Origin of the sequence: Acidovorax sp. K2F, assembly GCF_025246485.1 — a bacterium.
In the GTDB taxonomy this organism is placed as follows: Bacteria; Pseudomonadota; Gammaproteobacteria; order Burkholderiales; family Burkholderiaceae_C; genus Acidovorax; species Acidovorax delafieldii.
On sequence record NZ_JAOBSQ010000032.1, the window covers coordinates 102,509 to 121,080 of the forward strand.

Sequence of the window (18,572 nt, forward strand, 5' to 3'; positions counted from 1 at the left end):
CCTATCTGTTCTGCCTCTTCTGTTTGCCAGCCAGAACCTTTTACTGAGCCAGCCATGGACATGACCCCGCACTTTCCCATCTATCTCGACTATGGCGCCACGACCCCGGTAGACCCCCGCGTGGTGGACGCCATGATTCCCTGGTTGCGTGAGCACTTTGGCAACCCGGCGTCGCGCAGCCACGCATGGGGCTGGGAGGCCGAAGAGGCGGTGGAAAAAGCGCGTGTGCAAGTGGCCGACCTGATCGGTGCCGACCCCCGCGAAATCGTCTGGACCAGTGGTGCGACCGAGTCCATCAACCTGGCCTTGAAGGGCGCTGCGCATTTCTACAAAGGCAAGGGCAAACACCTCATCACGCTCAAGACCGAGCACAAGGCCGTGCTGGACACCATGCGCGAGCTCGAGCGCCAAGGCTTTGAAGCCACCTATCTGGACGTGCAGGAAGACGGCTTGGTCAACATGGGTGCGCTGAAGGCTGCCATCCGTCCAGACACCGTGCTGATCAGCATCCTCTTCGTGAATAACGAAATCGGTGTGATCCAGGACATCCCCGCCATTGGCGCCCTGTGCCGTGAGAAGGGCATCCTGCTGCATGTGGATGCCGCCCAGGCGACGGGCCGTGTCGAGATCGACATGAACGTGCTGCCCATCGACCTGATGAGCATGACCGCCCACAAGACCTACGGCCCCAAGGGCATTGGTGCGCTGTATGTGCGCCGCAAGCCCCGCGTGCGGCTGGAAGCCCAGATGCACGGTGGCGGCCATGAACGCGGCATGCGTTCGGGCACCTTGCCCACGCACCAGATCGTGGGCATGGGCGAGGCTTTCCGCATCGCCAAAGAAGAAATGGCCGAGAACAACGCCAAGGCCAAGGCCCTGCAGCAGCGCTTGCTCGACGGCCTCAAGGACATCGAACAGGTCTACATCAACGGCAGCCTGGAGCGCCGTGTGCCGCAGAACCTGAACATGAGCTTCAATTTCGTCGAAGGCGAATCGCTCATCATGGGTATCAAGGGCCTGGCGGTGTCTTCGGGCTCGGCATGCACCTCTGCCAGCCTGGAGCCCAGCTATGTACTGCGCGCTTTGGGCCGCAGCGACGAGCTGGCCCACAGCAGCCTGCGCATGACCATCGGCCGTTTCACGACCGAGGAAGAGATTGACTACGCCATCTCCACCATTCGCGAGAACGTGGCCCGCCTGCGCGAACTGAGCCCGCTGTGGGAGATGTACAAGGACGGCATCGACATCAGCACCATCCAGTGGGCTGCTCACTGATTCCGCACACATTCTGGACGTATTGAAGAGGTACACATCATGGCTTATTCAGACAAAGTGGTTGACCATTACGAAAACCCCCGCAACGTGGGTTCGTTCGACAAGGGTGACGATTCGGTGGGCACCGGCATGGTGGGTGCGCCCGCCTGCGGCGACGTGATGAAGCTGCAGATCAAGGTGAACCCTGAAACCGGCGTGATCGAAGACGCCCGCTTCAAGACCTACGGCTGTGGCTCGGCGATTGCCTCCTCGTCGCTGGTGACCGAGTGGGTCAAGGGCAAGACGCTGGACGAAGCCGCAGCGCTCAAGAACAGCGAGATCGCCGAAGAGCTGGCCTTGCCACCCGTCAAGATCCACTGCTCCATCCTGGCGGAAGATGCCATCAAGGCTGCTGTGCTGGACTACAAGACCAAGCACGCCGCCACGGCCTCTGCCGCCTGATTGTTTGACAGATAGATCGAGAGACATGGCCATTACGCTGACAGAAGCCGCCGCCCGGCACGTCAACCGCTACCTTGCCCGCCGTGGCAAGGGGCTGGGCGTGCGTCTGGGGGTCAAGACGACCGGCTGCTCGGGGCTTGCCTACAAGCTGGAGTATGTGGACGCGAGCGAGCCTGAGGACATCGTGTTTGAAAACCACGGCGTCAAGGTGCTGATTGACCCCAAGAGCCTGGCCTACATCGATGGCACCGAGCTGGACTTTGTCCGTGAGGGGCTGAACGAAGGCTTCAAGTTCAACAACCCCAACGAGCGTGATCGCTGCGGTTGCGGGGAGAGCTTCCGCGTCTGAACGTCTTCAGCTGATGTAACGCCAAACCGCCAACGCGCTCTGTGCTGGCGGTTTTTTCTTGGATTTTCTTCACGCCCCCTTGCGCATGAATCTGCAATCTGACGACTTCGAACTGTTTGGCCTGGCTTGCCGCTTTGCACAAGAACGCAGCGCCATCGACGCGCGCTGGAAGGAACTGCAGCGCGAAGCCCACCCCGACAAGTTTGCTGCGCAAGGCGCTGCGGCGCAGCGCGTAGCGATGCAGTGGTCCGTGCGCATCAACGAGGCTTACCAACGCCTGAAGGACCCCATGCGCCGGGCGGCCTATCTGTGCGAACTGCACGGAGCGCCTATCCGTGCCGAAGACAACACCGCCATGCCCGCTGTGTTTTTGATGCAGCAGATGGAATGGCGCGAGGCACTGGAAGATGCCCGCGCAGACAGCGAGCTGGACGCACTGGACGATGAGGTGGAACAAGCCCGGCGTGCCGCTCTGTCGCAGTGCGAGCAACTCATCGACCAGCAGCAGGACTATGCGGGCGCGGCCCGCCAGGTCAGAGCCCTCATGTTCATTGCGCGATTTGCGGACGACGTAGAACGTCGCCGAGAGCAACTGGGACAATAGAGCGGTTTTGCTTTCCCCCTGGGGCCCCTGTCGCTTGCTGAGGTGATGGCGTCCCCCACCACGTTGAGACCCGAAATTTCATGGCGCTTTTGCAGATCTCCGAACCCGGCCAGTCCCCCGACCCGCACCAGCGGCGCATCGCGGTGGGCATTGACCTGGGCACCACCCATTCTCTGGTTGCCGCTGTGCGCAATGGTGTGTCCGAATGCCTGCCCGATGCACAGGGCAGGGTGCTGCTGCCCTCGGTGGTGCGCTACCTGGCCAACGGCGGTCGCCAGATCGGATATGACGCCGTGGCGGCGCAGGCCCAGGATGCACGCAACACCATTGCCTCGGCCAAACGCTTCATGGGGCGTGGCCTCAAGGACGTGGCGGAAGCGGGCAAGCTGCCATACGACTTCGTGACAGCTGCTGATGGCGGCGAGGGCGGTATGGTCAGCCTGGCCACGGTGGATGGCAACAAGTCGCCCGTCGAGATCAGTGCCGAGATTCTGGCCACGCTGCGCTACCGCGCTGAAGACACCTTCAATGATGATCTGTATGGCGCAGTGATCACCGTGCCTGCGTACTTCGACGACGCCCAGCGCCAGGCCACCAAGGATGCGGCCAAGCTCGCTGGCATCAACCTGCTGCGCCTGATCAACGAGCCCACTGCGGCGGCGATTGCCTATGGCCTGGACAACGCCAGCGAGGGCGTCTACGCCGTCTATGACCTGGGTGGGGGTACGTTTGATATTTCCATCCTGCGCCTGACGCAGGGCGTGTTCGAAGTGATCGCCACGGGCGGCGACTCTGCCCTCGGAGGCGACGACTACGACGCTGCGCTGGCAGACTGGGTGCTGCAGCAGGTGGGGCAACAGGCGGTCACACCAGCCGACAAGTCGGCCGTGCGCATGGCTGCACGCGCCTGCAAGGAGGCCTTGACTGCTACTGATTTGGTAGCATTCAAGGCAGAGCTATCTAGCGCTTCTGTGCAATTTGACATCAAACGGTTGGATTTTGACGCGGTGACGGCCGATTTGACCGCCCGCTCCATGGCGGCTGTGCGCCGTGCCCTTCGCGATGCGCATCTGGCGCGCGATGAAGTGCAGGGCGTGGTCATGGTGGGCGGCTCCACCCGCATGCCGCAGGTCCAGCGGGCCGTGGCGGAGTTCTTTGGCAAGAAGCCACTGACCAACCTGAATCCCGACGAAGTGGTCGCGCTGGGTGCCGCCATCCAGGCCAACCAGCTGGCCGGTAACAACACAGCTGGCGACCTGCTGCTGTTGGACGTGATTCCGCTGTCCCTGGGCATCGAAACCATGGGCGGGTTGGTGGAGCGCATTGTTGCGCGCAACGAGACCATTCCGACCGCCAAGGCGCAGGACTTCACGACCTACAAGGACGGACAGACCGCGCTGGCCATCCATGTGGTGCAAGGCGAGCGTGACCTGGTGCAGGACTGCCGCAGCCTGGCGCGCTTTGAGTTGCGCGGTATTCCCCCGATGGCGGCAGGCGCTGCGCGCATCCGTGTGACCTTCACCGTCGATGCCGATGGCCTGCTGAGCGTGGCCGCGAAAGAGCAGGGCAGTGGGGTGGAGGCCCGCATTGACGTGAAGCCGTCGTATGGCCTCACGGACGACCAGATCGCGCGCATGCTGCAGGATGGCTTTGCCACGGCCGCGCAGGACATGAAAGCCCGTGCCGTGGTCGAGGCCCGCGTGGACGCCGACCGCATGCTGATTGCCACGCAAAGCGCGCTTGACGCGGATGGCGACGTGCTCAGCCCCAAGGAGCGGGCTGCCATCGACGCTCTGATGGTGGCCTTGCGCCACCAGCGCGACGCCGACGATGCCGCGGCCATCGAGGCCGCCACGGAAGCCCTGGCCAAGGGCACCGAGGCGTTTGCAGCCCAGCGCATGAACCGCGGTATCCAGCAGGCCCTGGCCGGCAAGAACGTTGCGAGCCTGTGATACGAGCCAGCGCATCCCTCTGAACAAGAAAAAGACCACCCCATGCCTGTCATCAAGATCCTTCCCCATCCCGAATACTGCCCCGCTGGCACTGAGATCACGGCGCCCGCAGGCACCTCGATCTGCGAAGCCCTGCTGGACAACCACATCAACATCGAGCACGCCTGCGACATGAGCTGTGCCTGCACCACCTGCCACGTCATCGTGCGCCAGGGGCTGAATTCGCTGAATGCGGCAGAAGAAGAGGAAGAAGACCTGCTGGACCGCGCCTGGGGCCTGGAACCGCAGTCGCGCCTGTCGTGCCAGGCCATCCTGGCGCAGACCGACCTGATCGTTGAAATTCCGAAGTACACGATCAACCATGCCAAGGAAAACCACTGATGTCCCGGCAAATTGTTCTGGACACTGAGACCACCGGCCTTTCGGCCGAAGGTGGTGACCGCATCATTGAACTGGGTTGTGTGGAGCTGCTCAACCGCAAGCTGACCGGCAACAACCTGCACCTGTACTTCAACCCTGGCCGTGACAGCCATGAAGATGCGCTGAAGGTGCACGGCATCAGCAACGAGTTCCTGAAGGACAAGCCCAAATTTGCCGACGTGGTGGACGACATCCTGCAGTACCTGCAGGGCGCCGAGATCATCATCCACAACGCTGCGTTCGACGTAGGCTTTCTCAACAAGGAGCTGGAGCTGGTGGGGCGCCCGGCGTTTGGCACCTATGTGCAAAGCGTGACCGACACGCTGGCCATGGCCAAGGAGATGTACCCGGGCAAGCGCAACTCGCTGGACGCCCTGTGCGACCGTCTGGGCGTGGACAACTCGGGCCGTACGCTGCACGGCGCCTTGCTCGACGCCGAGCTGCTGGCCGACGTCTACATCAATCTCACACGCGGGCAGGATGCCTTGCTGATCGCCGACGATGGCCATGACAGCGCTGACGGCGTGAAGGTGGCAACCATCGATTTGCGTGGCCTTGCGCTGCCGGTGCTGCGGGCGAGCGAACAAGAGCAGGCGGCCCATGCCGAGGTGCTCACGCAGATCGACAAGGCCAGCGGTGGCAAAACAATTTGGCGAACTCTGCAGTCGGCCTGAAAAGCTGTGCCATAATAGAAGGCTGTCGCAGCGACAAGGGTGATTAGCTCAGCGGTAGAGCACTGCCTTCACACGGCAGGGGTCACATGTTCGATCCATGTATCACCCACCATGTTGCTGCCAGACTTTTCGCAGCGGTATCTTTCTCCAAGGTGCTTGCGACGGGTGATTAGCTCAGCGGTAGAGCACTGCCTTCACACGGCAGGGGTCACATGTTCGATCCATGTATCACCCACCAATTCAAAAACCCCTGCAGGTTCCTGACCTGCAGGGGTTTTTTCTTGGCTCGTCCGCCTGTCTGCAAGCTGCAAAGTGCAGCGACCATTCGCCAAAGCGGCATACAACGCAGGCTTGCGCGCTACATTTGTCGCCCGTACCTGCAACGCAGCATCCATGATCACCTTTCACAATCCCTTGCACCAGGGGCATGCACCGGCCCACGAATTCTTCCGGGGTGAGCGTGTGCCCTGTTTTGAAAAACCCGAACGTGTGGACTATGTGGAAGACGCCCTGCGCACACGCGGCCACGCCATGGTGTTGCCCGATGTGGACTGCAATGCTGTGCTGGCCCAGGTGCATGCGCCGCGCTATATGGCCTTTCTGCAGACCGCATGGCAACAATGGCTGGCACTGGACCCAGCCAATGCGTCTGTTCAGCCGTTTCCTTCTGTCTGGCCGGTGCGCACGCTGCGCAGTGATGTGGAACCCGACAACTTTGTCGCACGGCTGGGGCTGTACTCCATGGACAACGGTACACCCATGGCGGCAGGAACCTGGGCCGCAGCCAAGGCGGGGGCCGATGCGGCTGCCAGCGCAGCGGCACGCGTTGCACTGGGGACGCGCGCCGTGTTTTGCTGCACACGGCCGCCAGGGCATCATGCGGGCCCGGACTTCATGGGGGGCTATTGCTTCTTGAACAACGCCGCCGTGGCAGCGCAAACCCTGCGCAACCAGGGCGCCCAGCGTGTGGCGGTGCTGGATGTGGACTACCACCACGGCAACGGTACGCAGAGCATCTTTTACGACCGCAGCGATGTGCTGTTCATCAGCATGCACGGTGACCCGCGCACGGAGTACCCCTTCTACCTGGGCCACGCCGACGAGACGGGCGAGGGGGCTGGTGTTGGGTTTAACCTGAACCTGCCCTTGCCTGCGGGCACCAGCGCGGCAACATGGTTCGATGCACTAGAGCAAGCGTGCCTGCGCATCACGGATTACAGCGCCGACGGGCTGGTGATTTCTCTGGGGCTGGATGCCTTTGAGGGCGATCCCATCTCGCGGTTTGCACTGGCATCGTCAGATTTCACCCGCCTGGGCGAGCGGCTGGCACGGCTGGGGTTGCCCACGGTGTTCGTGCTGGAAGGCGGCTATGCGGCGGCCGAGCTGGGCACCAATGCCGTCAACGTGCTCGATGGTTTTGAGCAGGCCTGACGCGGCACCCGGCAGGTGATGCAGGAGACGCACTGATGATCGATACGGTGGATTGTGTGGTGGTAGGCGCGGGCGTGGTGGGTCTGGCGGTGGCCCGTGCACTGGCGCTCCAGGGGCGGGAGGTGATGGTGCTGGAGGCAGCGGACGCCATCGGCACTGGCACCAGTTCGCGCAACAGCGAGGTGATTCATGCCGGGCTGTATTACCCCGCAGGTTCGCTCAAGGCCCGGCTGTGCGTGCGGGGCAAGGAATTGCTTTACGCCTACTGCACGGAGCGCGGTGTGCCCCACCGCCGCTGCGGCAAGCTGCTGGTGGCCACCTCTGCCGCCCAGCTGGACAGCCTGGAAGGTATCCAGGTGCGGGCCCGTGCCAACGGAGTGCTGGACCTGCAACGCCTCAGCCGCGAAGAAGCCCTGGCGATGGAGCCAGCTCTGGCCTGCTTCGGTGCCTTGCATTCACCCAGCACCGGCATCGTCGATAGCCATGCGCTCATGCTGGCGTTGCAGGGCGATCTGGAGCATGCGGGTGGTGTTGTAGCGCTGAATTCGCCACTAGCGCTAGCATCTATTGGTTCTGATGCTATTGATTTGGAAGCAATGGATGGCACGCGCCTCCGCGCGCGCACCGTGGTCAACGCCGCTGGGTTGCAAGCCCCCGCGCTGGCTGCAACGTTTGCGGGGCTGGCCCCGCAGCATGTGCCTACCGCTTACTACGCCAAGGGCAACTATTTCACGTTGACGGGCAAGGCGCCGTTCAGCCGACTGATTTACCCAGTGCCCGAGGCGGCTGGGCTGGGTGTACACCTCACGCTGGACCTGGGCGGCCAGGCCAAGTTTGGCCCGGACGTGCAATGGGTGGACTCGCCCGACGATCTGCAGGTGGACCCCGCGCGCGGCGATGCCTTTTATGCCGAGGTGCGCAAATATTGGCCGGGTTTGCCAGACGGCGCTCTGGCGGCGGGCTACGCGGGCATGCGCCCCAAGATCCACGGGCCGAGTGCACCCGCTGCCGACTTCGTCATTCAAGGGCCTGCTGTCCATGGGGTAGCCGGGCTGGTCAACCTCTTTGGCATCGAGTCGCCTGGCTTGACAAGTGCCCTGGCCATTGCGGAGCATGTGGCTGCGCTGGTTTGATCTGCAGCAAGCCATTTGCAATCAGTAACCTCTTGCGTCCCCGTCCTACGAGGGGTTTCTGCGCGGATGGCTAAGATGAACTTCAGTCCCAACGTTCGCGTGCGGGGTTTTCCATCACTTTTGGCACTACACAGAAAGGCTTGTATGACTGCTTCTGACACCACGACCACCCAGGGCGAACTGGAAAAGCTGGTTTCCGATCTGCGGGGGCTATTGGCCAACAAGGACCTGGACGCAGTGCCTGAAATCAAGCTGCTGCGCCAGCGCCTGGACGATGGCATGCACAACGTGCGTGAATCCGCTGTGCGCGCTGCTCAGGACGCCGCCCGCCAAGCGAAGGAAGCCGCTTTGGCAGCCGACCGCTACGCCCATGACGAACCTTGGCGTGTGGCGGGTGCCGCATTGGCCGTGGGCGCGCTGGTTGGCTTTCTGCTTGCACGCCGCTGATCGTCGCTGTCCCACCATGACGGCACGCCACAGAGGCAACAAGACATGAATTGGCTCTCGCTGCTGGGTCTGGAAGGGTTGGCCGCCCGCTGGCGTGCCAACCTGATCGAGGGCGCCATCGCCGCCGAAGACCGGATGGATCTGGCCCGCCTGGAATGGGCGGACCTCAAGCAGCGGCTGCAACAACTGCTGGTGCTGACCATTCTGGTCGTTGGGCTCACGGTGGTGGCCCTGATCATGGTGTCGCTGGCGGTGCTGGTGCACTTTTGGGACTCCCCGCAACGCACGCTGGTGGCGTGGCTGGTGGCTGCCGTATGGGCTGCAGGCTGGGCCGCCGCCACGGTGTCGTTGGTGTCTGTGGCGCAGCGCGCGGGCAGCGGCTTTGCGCTGACGCGCCGAGAGCTGGCCCAGGACTGGCGTGACATCAAGGAGCGCTTGTGAGCACCCCCCGCCCAACCACTAATACACCGCAGACTGCGCCCACGGTAAGGCTTATGGCTACGCCGGAGCAGCAGCGTGTGCTTGACCGAATCGAACTGCAGCGCGAGCGGCTGCGTGCCCGCCGCGTGGCCCGGGCCCAGGCCCGCGCGCTCGCGGAGCAAGCCGGAGGCGCCACGGGCGGTGGAGATGCCTCGCTGGCGCTGCGCGCTGCCGGGTTCGCGCGCGAACACCCGCTGGCGGTGGCGGCCATGGCCGGTGTCGCTCTGGTGGCCGGCCCGCGCAGGTTGATCCGGTGGGCGGGCATTGTCCTGCCGATGCTGATGCGCTTGCGGCGCTGACCACGGGCGGGGTTGCGGAGGGCGGCGTCCCGCTGCTCAAACCCACGCCGAAAACTGAAACGGAGCCCTGTTGCCAGAGGCTCCGTTTTCTTATGGGGTCGTGTGGTCGAGCGTTTGTGGCCCGAAGGTTTAGCGCAAGGCCTTGATGGCCTTGGCGGCCTTCACGACCAGCGCAGGGCCTTCATAAATCAGGCCTGTGTAGATCTGCACCACGTCTGCCCCTGCGCGAATCTTGCTCACTGCGTCGTCGGCGCTCATGATGCCGCCGACACCAATGATGGGGAATCCGCTGCCCAAGGTTGCGCGCAGCTGCCGAATGACCTGGTTGCTGGCTTCCAGCACCGGAGTGCCACTCAACCCCCCCGTCTCTTCTGCGTGGCGCATGCCCTGCACCGCAGCGCGGCTGATGGTCGTGTTGGTGGCAATCACACCGTCCATGCCGTGGCGCTGCAGTGTGGCGGCGATCACTGCCACCTGGGCTTCATCCAGGTCCGGTGCAATCTTCACGAAAACCGGCACGCGCCGCTGGTGCTGGGCGGCCAGCGTCTCACGGCGCTCGGCAATCGCTCCCAGCAGTGCATCCAGTGCGGCATCGCTTTGCAATGCGCGCAGGTTCTGGGTGTTGGGTGAGCTGATGTTGACCGTCACATAGTCGGCATGGGGGTATACGCCCTCCAGGCAGATCAGGTAGTCGCTGGTGGCGTTCTCTATGGGCGTGGTGGCGTTCTTACCGATGTTGAGACCGAGCAGCATGGGGTGCTGACGGTTCTGCTTGCGAAACTGCGCCTGCTGCACATTGCGCAGGAAGGCATCCAGGCCTTCGTTGTTGAAGCCCAGGCGGTTGATGAGTGCGCGGGCCTCGGGCAGGCGAAACATGCGCGGCTTGGGGTTGCCCGGCTGCGCTTTAGGGGTCACAGTGCCCACTTCCACAAAACCGAAACCCATGGCGCCCAGCGCGTCAATGCAGCGCGCATTCTTGTCCAGGCCCGCCGCCATGCCCACGCGGTTGGGAAACTTCAGCCCCGCCAGGGTGATGGGGTCGTTCACAGTTTCGTTGCACCAGGCCCATTGCAGCGGCGTGCGCTGCCCGCGCGCCAGCATGTCCATGGTGAGTTCGTGAGCGGCCTCGGCATCCATGCCGAAGAGAAAGGGGCGGGTGAGGGCGTAGGGGATCAGGGACATGGGGAGATAATTCAGGATTACCCCCGATTTTCTCCCATGACGACCACCACTCCCCTGACCCAAGACGAACTCAAGACCCTGGTAGGCCAAGCCGCGCTGCAATACGTGGTGCCTGGCGAGATTGTGGGGGTGGGCACCGGCTCCACCGTTAACAAGTTCATTGACGCCCTGGCGGGCATGAAGGACCAGATCAAGGGCGCTGTATCCAGTTCCGTAGCCAGCACCGATCGCCTGAAGGCACTGGGCATCGCCGTGTTCGATGCCAATGAGGTGCCGTCGCTCTCCGTCTATATCGACGGCGCGGACGAGATCGACGGCCAGGGTTACATGGTCAAGGGCGGCGGCGCTGCACTGACACGCGAGAAGATCGTGGCAGCATTGGCCGAGCGCTTTGTGTGTATTGCCGACGAATCCAAGTTGGTGAAGGCCCTGGGCCAGTTCCCGTTGCCAGTGGAGGTGATCCCGATGGCTGCCAATCACATTGCGCGCCGTTTTGCCGCCATGGGTGGACAGGCCAGCTTGCGACTCAAGGACGGACAGCCACTGGTGACTGACAACGGCCAGCACATTCTGGACGTGAAGGGCTTGTCCATCACCGACCCGCTGGCGTTCGAGTCAGAGATCAACCAATGGCCTGGCGTGGTGACCGTGGGTGTGTTTGCCCACCAGAAGGCATCCGTGTGCCTGCTGGGTACGGCGCAGGGCGTGAAGACCATCACCTATTGAGGAATGGTGGTGGGGCGGGTGACAAGCCCACCCCCATAGTTCACCAATACAAAAGGGGCCTCTGGAGGCCCCTTTTATGTTGGGTGGATGTGAATGGAAGGACCAGCCGCCTGGAGGCGGCTACGTCACAGAGTGTCAGAACCGGATACCGGCGGGATTGCTTGGTGTTGGGCCGTCATTGACCGGTGGAGGGAGCGCGGGCCGCGCCGGCGCTTTCGGTTCAGCGGCGGGTGCGGACTCCACCGGCTTGGCCGCAACCAGCGGGGTGGGCGCTGGCTGGCGGTAGTTGCTGGGCAACTGGGATTGTTTGGGGTAGCCCGCTGCGTCGAGGTATTGGATCCACTCCGCGTCCGAAAAGCCCACCAGTTGCTGGCCGCCAATGGTGCCAAAAGGCAGGCTGGTGCTGCCACTCAGGCGTTGCAGTGCGGCAATGTCCTCATTGCTGGCCACTGTGCGCTCGGTGTACGGCACACCGCGTGATGTCAGCATGTTGCGCAAGCTTCCGCAGGGTGCGCAGTCATTGCCGGTGTAGATGGTCACCGGGTACCGGTTGGCCACCTGGCGCAGTTCGAAAGGCAACGCTCCATTGGCCGCTGCTGGGCTTGCGGTCGCGGCAGCCGGGGCTGCAGGGCTTCGCGCGGGCGGTGCAGTGGTTTCGGCCGGAGGGCGGTCCGAGAAAGTCACCTTGCCGTCGGGCCCGACAATGCGATAGACATTCTGCGCCTGGGCCCCCACTGAGGCGAGGGCCATCAACAAGGAGGCAGCGGCAGGAGCGAACGTAGTACGGGGCATGCGGGTTCTCCTCATTCTTGTGGGGCTGTGGTTTTTAGGGGCCAGGCGACAGACCGCACTCAGGCGGTCAGTTCTTCCGCCATGCCCTGGTGGCGCAGCAGGGCATCCAGACTGGGCTCGCGGCCACGGAAGGCCTTGAAGGACTCCATGGCGGGGCGGCTGCCACCCGCTTCCAGAATGGCCTCACGGTAGCGTCTCCCGGTTTCGGTGCTGGGCAAGCCGTCGGTACCGGCGGTTTCTTCAAAGGCGGCGTAGGCGTCGGCGCTGAGTACCTCGGCCCATTTGTAGCTGTAGTACCCCGCTGCATAGCCGCCGGCAAAGATGTGGCTGAAGGTGTGGGCCGTGCGGCTGAACGCGGGCGGCTGCAGCACGGCCACTTCCTGGCGCACCTGGGTCAGCAGGGGCATGAAGTCCTGGGCCGGGTCGTGTTCGGTGTGCAGCAGCATGTCGAACAAGGCAAACTCGATCTGGCGCAGGGTCTGCATGCCGCTCTGGAAGTTCTTGGCGGCGATCATCTTGTCAAACAGCGTGCGCGGCAGCGGCTCGCCGGTGTCCACGTGGGCCGTCATGTGTCTGAGCACATCCCATTCCCAGCAGAAGTTTTCCATGAACTGGCTGGGCAGCTCCACGGCGTCCCATTCGACGCCGCCAATGCCAGAAACATCGCGTTCGTTCACCTGGGTCAGCATGTGATGCAGTCCATGGCCAAATTCATGGAACAGCGTGATCACGTCGTCGTGGGTCAACAGTGGCGGCTTACCGTCCACGCCGTCCGCGAAGTTGCAGACGAGGTGGGCAATCGGCGTTTGCAGCACTCCGGTGTCGGGGCGCTGCCAGCGCGTGCGCACGTCATCCATCCAGGCGCCGCCCCGCTTTCCGGTGCGGGCGGGCTGATCGAGGTAGAACTGGCCCACCAGTTGACCGTTGCGTTCGATGCGATAGAACTCCACCGCAGGGTGCCACACCGGTGCCGTGTCGCGGCGGATGGACACTTCAAACAGCGTCTCAATGATCTTGAACAGGCCTGCCAATACCTTGGGTGCCGTGAAGTACGCCTTGAGCTCCTGCTCGCTGAAGGCGTAGCGGGCTTCCTTGAGCTTTTCAGAGATGTAGGGCCAGTCCCAGGGCTGCGGATCGGCCAGGCCCAGGTGTTCGGCCGCAAAGGCGCGCAGGTCGGCCACATCCTTTTCGGCATAGGGCCGGGCCCGGCGGGCGAGATCACGCAAGAACTGGACAACCTCGGCGGGTGACTGGGCCATCTTTGGCACCACGGACACTTCACCGAAGTTGGCGTACCCCAGCAGCTGGGCTTCTTCTCGGCGCAAGGCCAGGATTTCGCCAATCAGCGCGGTGTTATCGAATTTCTGGCCTTCGCCTTCGGCCTGGTCCGAGGCACGGGTGACATAGGCGCGGTATAGCTTGGCGCGCAGGTCGCTGCGGGTGGCAAACTGCATCACCGGCAGGTAGCAAGGCATTTTCAGGGTGAGCTTGTAGCCTGGTTTCCCGTCCGCCTGTGCGGCCGCCAAAGCGGCTTGCTGCACATCGGCCGGTACACCGTCCAGTTCCTCAGCGGTGGCGTAGTAGGCATACGCATCGGTGGCGTCCAGCGCGTTTTCGCTGAACTTCTGGCTCAGCTCGGCCTGGCGTTCCTGGATCTGGGCGAAGCGCTCTTTGGCCGCCCCGGTCAGCTCAGCGCCGCTAAGCACAAAGTTGCGCACTGCGTTGCGGTGGGCTTGGCGTTGCTCGGGCGTCAGGGTGGCGGGGTCGATGGCCTTGTACTTGGCATAGAGGCGTTCGTCAGCGCCCAGGCGGGTCCAGAACTCCGTGACGCGGGGCAGGGCGGCGTTGTAGGCCGCGCGCAGTTCCGGCGTGTCGGCAACGCTGTTGAGGTGGCTGACAGCCCCCCAGGCGCGGCCGAGCTGTTCGGTGGCTACATCCAGCACCTTGGCGATGGCATCCCAGCGGGCAGGGAAGTCGGGCGCCGTGACGGTCTCCAGAGCCTGATTGGCACGCTCCAGCAGCACATCAGCCGCAGGGGCTACGTCCTGTGGGGTGATGCGGTCAAAGGCGGGGAGGTCGGAGAAGTCGAGAAGGGCGTTGCTCATGCGGGATTAGATGGCGCCAGGCGGCGCAGGTTCAAGTTGCAAAGCGGCTGGCGTCTTCCCCGGGCGCTGTCAGCGCGCGGCAGCCCGCTCGGCGGCTTCGATGGTGTTCACCAGCAGCATGGTAATGGTCATGGGTCCAACCCCGCCAGGGACGGGGGTGATCCAGCCCGCCACCTCTTTGACGCCCTCAAAGTCCACATCGCCACACAGTTTGCCGTCGGCCTTGCGGTTGATGCCCACGTCGATCACGATGGCACCGGGCTTGACCATGTCGGCGGTGAGCGTGTTGGCGCGGCCGACCGCAGCCACCACGATGTCTGCCTGGCGGGTGTGGTAGCCCAGGTCGGGGGTGCCGCTGTGGGTGACGGTGACCGTGGCATTGGCCTGCAGCAGCAGCAGGGCCATGGGCTTGCCCACGGTATTGCTGCGCCCGATGACCACGGCATGTTTGCCCTTGATCGACTGGCCCGTGGACTCGATGAGCTTCATGCTGCCGTAGGGCGTGCAGGGGCGGAAACCGTCCAGCCCGGCCATGAGTTCGCCAGCCGACAGCACCGAGTAGCCATCCACATCCTTGGAGGTGGCAATGGCCTCGATGACCTTGTGCGGGTCAATGTGCTTGGGCAGGGGCATCTGCACCAGGATGCCGTGTACTGTGGGGTCGGCATTGAGGGCTTCGATGCGTGCCAGCAACGCAGCCTCGCTCAGATCGGCGTCGTACTTTTCAAAGATGGAGCGCACGCCGCTGTCCTCGCAGGCCTTGACCTTGTTGCGCACATACACGGCCGAGGCTGGGTCTTCGCCCACCAGAATCACCGCCAGGCCAGGCTGGTGGCCACGGGCGGTGAGGGCGGCAGCGCGTTGCGCCACCTCGCTGCGAAGTTGGCGGGAAAGGGCGTTGCCGTCAATGAGTTGGGCTGTCATGTCAGAAAATACAAGTCAAAATGGCTGGTAGCGCTAGTGCAATACGCGCTGGTAGCTATCAAAATGGGAGCGATCAGCCCTTGGGCGCGTTCTGCCCCAGAGCGATCTTGAGCAGGTCGGCCACCGTGTTGGCGTTGAGCTTTTCCATGATGTTGGCGCGGTGTGCCTCCACCGTCTTGATGCTGATGCCCAGGTCGTCAGCGATCTGCTTGTTCAGGCGACCGGCCACGATGCGTTCGAGCACCTGCGCCTCGCGGCTGGTGAGCTTGGACAGCAGGGCGTCGCGGCTGGCGGCCTGCTGGTAGCCCGCGAAGGCTTCGCGGGCGTGGTCCAGCATGCGCTCTACCAGGCCCACCAGCTCTTCTTCGTCAAAAGGCTTCTGGATGAAGTCCAGCGCGCCTTTCTTCATGGTGTTCACGGCCATAGGCACGTCGCCGTGGCCGGTGATGAACACGATGGGCAGCGGTGATTTGCGCTCGATCAGGCGGTCCTGCAATTCCAGGCCGGTCATGCCGCCCATTCGGATGTCTACGATCAGGCAGGCCACCTCGCGCGGATCGTAGCGTGAGAGAAACGTCTCGGCCGAATCAAAGCAACGCACCCGGTAGTCCTTGCCTTCCAGCAGCCACTGCAGGGAATCGCGAACTGCTTCGTCGTCGTCCACAACGTAAACAGTGCCTTTTTTCGGAATCAAGCTCATGCAACAGTCCTTGGGTTTTGTTCGTTTGCTACAGAATTTGTAGTGGCATCAGCAGGCTTGGCAAGCGGCAGCCAGAAGGAGAACCTGCAGCCTGTAACCTCCGAGCCATTGTAGAGGTTCTCCGCCTGCATCCGGCCCTGGTGGGACTCGACGATGCTGCGGCACAGATTGAGGCCCATGCCCATGCCTTCCTGCTTGGTGGAGAAGAAGGCCTCGAACAGGCGCTCCAGCACTTCGGGGGCCAGCCCCTTGCCGGTGTCCTGCACCGAGAACTCGACCACCTGGCGGTCATCGATCTGCTTGGGCACCACGCGCAGCTCCACGCTGCGGTTGGGGGCGGGGCGGTCGGCGTGCTGGATGGCCTCGGCGCCGTTCTTCATCAGGTTGACGAGCACCTGCTCGATCAGGATGGTGTCGGCCATCACTTGCGGCAGGCGCGCGGCGACGTAGTGCGTCAGGCGCACGTTGTGTCGGCGCAGTTCGATGTCGGCCAGCTCGACGGCTTCGTTGACCATCGAATGCACATCGGCCAGCGTGCGGTTGGGCTCGCTCTTTTTCACGAACGAGCGGATCCGCTGGATGATCTGGCCTGCGCGCTGCGCCTGGTGGGCTGTCTTTTGCAGGGCGGTGAGCAGAGCCTCTTCGGTGAGCTGGCCGCTCTGGATGCGCGAAACCATGCCGCTGCAGTAGTTGTTGATGGCGGTGAGCGGCTGGTTGAGTTCGTGCGCCACGCTGGATGCCATCTCGCCCATGGTGATGAGGCGGCTGACCGACTGCGCGCGCTCGGCCTGCCGCTGGGCCTGCTCTTCAGCCAGGCGGCGGGGGGTGATGTCCGTGGCAATCACCATCTGGGCCAGGCGGCCGTCCACCCAGTTCAGATAGCGCGAGCGCACTTCCAGCCACTTGCCCAGGTCGGGCAGGTAGATCTCGGCGTTTTCACTGCGGGCGCTGGTCAGCGTGTCGGTGGGCAGGCCCATCAGGCCGTCCTCATCGTCCATGCCACTTTGCTCCTTGCCCGCAATCGGCACCACACCTGCCTGCGCCACCAGTTGCAGGTGCCCGCCGGTTTGCGACCCGAACCACTGACGGTAGAGCTTGTTGGCAAACAGCAGCTCTTCGCTGCCCAGTGGTGCCACCGACACCGAGGCGTCCAGCGATTCCAGCACGATGGTGAAGCGTTCGTGCGACGCCGACAGCTGTTCACGAATGCGGTTGGGCTCGGTGATGTCAGTCATCGACGTCATCCAGCCTGTCTGCTGGCCATGGGCATCGATCAGCGGAGACACATAGAGCCGGGCGTCGAACAGCGTCCCGCTCTTGCGCTTGACGCGCACCTGAAAGCCGCCTGCCATGGTGTTGCCACGCAGTTCGTCGCGCAGCTTGGCCTGCAGGGTTTCGTGATCGGCCTCGGGCCAGTAGGGGAAGGGGGCTTTCAGGCCCACCAGCTCTTCGGCACTCCAGCCCGTCATCTGGCAAAAGGCGGCATTTACATAGCTGATGCGGCCTTCCATGTCCAGGGCGCGCATGCCGGTGAGGATGGAGTTTTCCATCGCCCGGCGAAAGTTGGTCTCGGCCACCAGGGCCTCTTGCGCCTGCATGCGGCGACGGGTGTGGCGCCAGGTGGCGATCAGCATCCAGGCCGTCATCGCGCTCAGCGTGCCCACCAGCCAGAACAGCCCGCTGCCCACCACGCCAAGCGACGTGCGGTAGGCCTGGGCGCGCAGCACCAGACCGTTGCCGACGGGGGAGACCGGTACCTCGTACTCGTTGGCCTTGGGCGTCCAGGGGAGCAACTGCGTGGCCTTGTTGCGCGGGCCCAGTGGCGTGCCCGCCAGCACCTGGTTCTTGCTGTCGAGCAGCGTCACCGCGTAGCGCGCCAGCACTTCGGTGGGGGTGCCGTAGCGCAGCAGGCTGTCGATGGAATATTCACCCAGCACCACGCCGCTGAACTTGCCCTGGTTGTTGAGCGGTACCTGCAACTGCAGCAGTGGTGTCGCATCGCCCGACGTGGCGGCCGGCTGCGCGTACACCGGTTGCTGCAGGTCCCGCGCCAGGCCAAAGGTGTCGGCGGTGTCCCCGGGCTTGAGGACTTCGCCTGCGATGCGCAGCTCACCACTGGCCAGTGTCGGGGCGGCCTGGCTTGCGCGGATGCGTCGGCGGTCGTCAATCCAGGTGATGGCCTGCAGCTCAGGGTACTGGCTGATCAGTGCCTCGGCGCGGCTGATGAACTCCGCCTTACCCAGGTCCTGGTTGGACACATCGCGTGCGATGCGCATGAGTTGCTCTTGCCGCTCCAGCAGGCGCAGGCGTACGCGCTGCTGGGCGTATTCCACGTCGCGCCGTAGGGCTTCTTGTTCGCGCTCGGCTTCTTCGGCGCGCAAGTACCAGAACGCCGCAACGATGGCGGCCAGGAACATCAGCACTGCCGCGAGGGGGGCAAGTGCGGCAAAACGGTCTTGCCGGGTGGGCGACAAGCCGCGCCACCACTTGCGCCACCAGCGTATCGGCGCTGCCACGGTCGTGGCCGTGGGGGAGGGGGTGGTGGGCATCGAATCCATGTAGGGAGTGTAGAGGAGCCCCGGGAGCGCTCAGGCCTTCCGCATCATGTGCGTCTGCAGCAAATTATTGCAATATGAAA

General features: G+C 63.6%; 19 protein-coding genes and 2 tRNA genes. 15 read left to right on the top strand and 6 right to left on the bottom strand.

Going from position 1 to position 18,572, the window contains the following annotated elements:
- Positions 1–54 precede the first annotated feature (54 nt).
- The 14 genes from N4G42_RS11125 (at position 55) to N4G42_RS11190 (ending at position 9,505) form a co-directional block, all read left to right on the top strand.
- Positions 55–1,275 (top strand): IscS subfamily cysteine desulfurase, encoded by a 1,221-nt coding sequence (locus N4G42_RS11125; RefSeq protein WP_260667188.1) that lies wholly within the window; start codon positions 55–57, stop codon positions 1,273–1,275.
- A 39-nt stretch (positions 1,276–1,314) separates the two neighbouring features.
- On the top strand, positions 1,315–1,716 hold the full coding sequence (iscU, locus tag N4G42_RS11130) for a Fe-S cluster assembly scaffold IscU (RefSeq protein WP_121942835.1): 402 nt from the start codon (positions 1,315–1,317) through the stop codon (positions 1,714–1,716).
- Between the two features lie 25 nt (positions 1,717–1,741).
- On the top strand, positions 1,742–2,065 hold the full coding sequence (gene iscA, locus N4G42_RS11135) for an iron-sulfur cluster assembly protein IscA (RefSeq protein WP_056063043.1): 324 nt from the start codon (positions 1,742–1,744) through the stop codon (positions 2,063–2,065).
- Between the two features lie 85 nt (positions 2,066–2,150).
- On the top strand, positions 2,151–2,669 hold the full coding sequence (hscB, locus tag N4G42_RS11140) for a Fe-S protein assembly co-chaperone HscB (protein WP_099730351.1): 519 nt from the start codon (positions 2,151–2,153) through the stop codon (positions 2,667–2,669).
- Between the two features lie 80 nt (positions 2,670–2,749).
- On the top strand, positions 2,750–4,621 hold the full coding sequence (gene hscA, locus N4G42_RS11145; protein WP_260667192.1) for a Fe-S protein assembly chaperone HscA: 1,872 nt from the start codon (positions 2,750–2,752) through the stop codon (positions 4,619–4,621).
- Positions 4,622–4,663: 42 nt separating this feature from the next.
- Positions 4,664–5,002 carry an ISC system 2Fe-2S type ferredoxin gene (fdx, locus tag N4G42_RS11150; protein WP_056744679.1) on the top strand — a complete coding sequence of 113 codons (339 nt, stop codon included), beginning with the start codon at positions 4,664–4,666 and terminating at the stop codon, positions 5,000–5,002.
- Positions 5,002–5,715: a DNA polymerase III subunit epsilon gene (gene dnaQ / locus N4G42_RS11155; RefSeq protein ID WP_260667194.1), complete on the top strand. Its 714-nt coding sequence runs from the start codon at positions 5,002–5,004 to the stop codon at positions 5,713–5,715. The genes fdx and dnaQ overlap by 1 nt, the downstream gene beginning before the upstream one ends.
- Positions 5,716–5,752: 37 nt before the next feature.
- Positions 5,753–5,827 (top strand) — tRNA-Val (locus tag N4G42_RS11160).
- Between the two features lie 51 nt (positions 5,828–5,878).
- A tRNA-Val gene (locus N4G42_RS11165) sits at positions 5,879–5,953 on the top strand.
- A gap of 155 nt (positions 5,954–6,108) precedes the next feature.
- Positions 6,109–7,146, top strand: a complete 1,038-nt coding sequence (locus N4G42_RS11170) for a histone deacetylase family protein (RefSeq protein WP_260667196.1) — start codon at positions 6,109–6,111, stop codon at positions 7,144–7,146.
- 35 nt (positions 7,147–7,181) lie between these two features.
- Positions 7,182–8,279, top strand: a complete 1,098-nt coding sequence (locus tag N4G42_RS11175) for an NAD(P)/FAD-dependent oxidoreductase (RefSeq protein WP_260667197.1) — start codon at positions 7,182–7,184, stop codon at positions 8,277–8,279.
- Positions 8,280–8,423: 144 nt separating this feature from the next.
- Positions 8,424–8,726, top strand: a complete 303-nt coding sequence (locus N4G42_RS11180) for a DUF883 family protein (RefSeq protein WP_008904788.1) — start codon at positions 8,424–8,426, stop codon at positions 8,724–8,726.
- Between the two features lie 45 nt (positions 8,727–8,771).
- A complete protein-coding gene (locus N4G42_RS11185; RefSeq protein ID WP_099730347.1) occupies positions 8,772–9,167 on the top strand; it encodes a phage holin family protein in 396 nt (131 codons plus the stop codon).
- A 53-nt stretch (positions 9,168–9,220) separates the two neighbouring features.
- On the top strand, positions 9,221–9,505 hold the full coding sequence (locus N4G42_RS11190) for a hypothetical protein (protein ID WP_260667199.1): 285 nt from the start codon (positions 9,221–9,223) through the stop codon (positions 9,503–9,505).
- 129 nt (positions 9,506–9,634) lie between these two features.
- On the opposite strand, the gene N4G42_RS11195 is transcribed toward N4G42_RS11190, so the two are convergent.
- Positions 9,635–10,687: a quinone-dependent dihydroorotate dehydrogenase gene (locus N4G42_RS11195; RefSeq protein ID WP_108499209.1), complete on the bottom strand. Its 1,053-nt coding sequence runs from the start codon at positions 10,685–10,687 to the stop codon at positions 9,635–9,637.
- Between the two features lie 36 nt (positions 10,688–10,723).
- Between N4G42_RS11195 and rpiA the strand changes: the two genes are divergently transcribed.
- Entirely contained in the window at positions 10,724–11,413 is a 690-nt protein-coding gene (gene rpiA, locus N4G42_RS11200) for a ribose-5-phosphate isomerase RpiA (RefSeq protein WP_260667200.1), read from the top strand.
- A gap of 135 nt (positions 11,414–11,548) precedes the next feature.
- On the opposite strand, the gene N4G42_RS11205 is transcribed toward rpiA, so the two are convergent.
- The 5 genes from N4G42_RS11205 to N4G42_RS11225 form a co-directional block, all read right to left on the bottom strand.
- The gene (locus tag N4G42_RS11205; RefSeq protein WP_260667202.1) at positions 11,549–12,205 is read right to left on the bottom strand and encodes a glutaredoxin family protein; all 657 of its coding nucleotides are present in this window, start codon (positions 12,203–12,205) and stop codon (positions 11,549–11,551) included.
- A gap of 59 nt (positions 12,206–12,264) precedes the next feature.
- Positions 12,265–14,310 carry a M3 family metallopeptidase gene (locus N4G42_RS11210; RefSeq protein ID WP_260667203.1) on the bottom strand — a complete coding sequence of 682 codons (2,046 nt, stop codon included), beginning with the start codon at positions 14,308–14,310 and terminating at the stop codon, positions 12,265–12,267.
- 69 nt (positions 14,311–14,379) lie between these two features.
- Positions 14,380–15,234 carry a bifunctional methylenetetrahydrofolate dehydrogenase/methenyltetrahydrofolate cyclohydrolase FolD gene (folD, locus tag N4G42_RS11215; protein WP_056062998.1) on the bottom strand — a complete coding sequence of 285 codons (855 nt, stop codon included), beginning with the start codon at positions 15,232–15,234 and terminating at the stop codon, positions 14,380–14,382.
- 73 nt (positions 15,235–15,307) lie between these two features.
- Positions 15,308–15,934, bottom strand: a complete 627-nt coding sequence (locus N4G42_RS11220) for a response regulator transcription factor (protein WP_007848524.1) — start codon at positions 15,932–15,934, stop codon at positions 15,308–15,310.
- Entirely contained in the window at positions 15,931–18,492 is a 2,562-nt protein-coding gene (locus N4G42_RS11225; RefSeq protein ID WP_056062995.1) for a PAS domain S-box protein, read from the bottom strand. Before N4G42_RS11225 ends, N4G42_RS11220 begins: the two co-directional genes overlap by 4 nt.
- Positions 18,493–18,572 lie beyond the last annotated feature (80 nt).